This window comes from Bradyrhizobium sp. FW305-F6 (genome assembly GCF_058782905.1).
On record NZ_JBYSYD010000030.1, the window covers coordinates 1 to 1,736 of the forward strand.

1 protein-coding gene and 1 pseudogene are annotated in these 1,736 nt (G+C 59.9%); both read right to left on the reverse strand.

Annotation, left to right across the window (positions count from 1 at the left end):
• Window positions 1–10 precede the first annotated feature (10 nt).
• Complete coding sequence (locus AC3WLX_RS36570) at window positions 11–1,555, reverse strand: MDR family MFS transporter (RefSeq protein ID WP_024343490.1); 1,545 nt, start codon at window positions 1,553–1,555, stop codon at window positions 11–13.
• Window positions 1,556–1,559: 4 nt separating this feature from the next.
• A pseudogene (locus AC3WLX_RS36575) lies at window positions 1,560–1,736 on the reverse strand (HlyD family secretion protein); the annotation flags it as partial.

The following is a 1,736-nucleotide window of genomic DNA, read 5'->3' on the forward strand; positions in this document are numbered from 1 at the left end:
CAGCGTGTCGTCATTCCACCACTGCGTGCTCTGGCCCTGCCGTCTGCTTGCGCAGAGCGGCCTTCGTAGATCCAATCATGATGGCGAGCGGGATCGAGACGAGGATGAACAGCATGACGAGTTGATAGTCTTGTGAGAATGCGATGATCTGAGCCTGAACAGCGACCATCTTGTCCGCCATGGCGCGCCCAGCATCGGTGGACAGGTTGATGATGCCCCTGACATCAGGCATCTGCAGGGCGTGGTTGAACGGGTTGATGTGTTCGGACAGGATCGCATAAGTGCGGCGCGTTCCCTGAGTGAGTTGGGCGATCACGATCGAGATCCCGATCGAGCTTGCGACATTGCGCAACAGCGTCAGCATCGAGGTGCCGTCGGTGCGCAGGTGGTTTGGAAGCGTTAGAAACGAAACGGTCGATAGCGGCACGAAAACAAGGCCAAAACCGAAACCCTGGAAGACGCTGACGGTGACAATCTCCGGAACTTGAGTCATTTCGGTCCAGCCGGTCATCTGGAACAGCGAGCCCGCCGTCAGCGCGAGTCCCGAGATGATCAACGTACGGGCCTCGAAATAGCGCATGAGGCGACCGACCATCATCATGGCCAGGAACGTGCCGAGGCCGCGGCTCGCTAGCAACATGCCGGCGGTAATGATGGGATAGCCGATGACGTTCTGCAGGTAGGGCGAGGCCAGCGCCATGGTGGAGTACAGCACCAACCCCATCACCGTCATGAAGATGCAGCCCGTCACGAAATTGCGATCCTTGAACAGCGCGAACTGGATGAACGGCCGCGCGGTCGTGAAGGAGTGGGCGAAAAAGTAGTAGAAGCCCACGGCCGAGACGATGAACTCGCCAACGATTTCGTTGGATTCGAGCCACCCCAGCTGCTCACCGCGGTCAAGGGCTAGCTGTAAGGACCCGATGGCGACTGCAAGTGCCGCGAAGCCGAAGAAGTCGAACCGAAGCGTGAGATCCTTCTTGGTCTCGTCCATGAAAGCTATCAGACCGAGCACCGTCAGTGCGCCAAAAGGAAGATTGACGAAAAACACCCAGTGCCAGGAATAGGTCTCGGTGAGCCAGGCGCCCAGTGACGGGCCCATGATCGGGCCCATCATCACGCCCATGCCCCAGATCGCCATCGCCTTCGCCCGTTCCTGGAGCGTGTAGGAATCGAGCATCACGGTCTGCGAAAGCGGCACCAGGGCCGCGCCGAACACGCCCTGCAGCAGGCGGAACAGCACCATCTGGTTGATGTCCTGCGCGAGCCCGCACAGCACTGATGCAATGGTGAAGCCGGCCGAGCATATGATGAAGATTCGCTTGCGCCCGTAGCGGTTGGCGATCCACCCCACAGGCGCCGTCATGATGGCGGCAGCGACGATATAGGAGGTCAGCACCCAGTTGATCTGATCCTGCGACGCCGACAGCGTGCCCTGCATGTAGGGCAGGGCCACATTGGCAATCGTGGTATCCAGCGCCTGCATGATCGTTGCGGTCATGGCGCAGATGGTCACCATGTTCCGGCGTAGACCCGGAGGAAGTGGGCCCGACATCAGGTCAGTCCTTGTCCTGATTGGCGGTTGCCGACAGACCGAGCAGGCCCGCGAGCGTGCGCTTATGCCCGGTATCGATGGTGGCGTAGACGCTCATGCCGGCCTTCAGCTTGGCGACGTATTTGTCGTGCTCGTCGAAATAGATCCGCACCGGAACGCGCTGCACCACCTTAACGAAATT

Coding starts and splice junctions, on each gene's coding strand:
- AC3WLX_RS36570 (WP_024343490.1), bottom strand. CDS start 1,555: ATGTCGGGCCCACTTCCTCCGGGTCTACGCCGGAACATGGTGACCATC.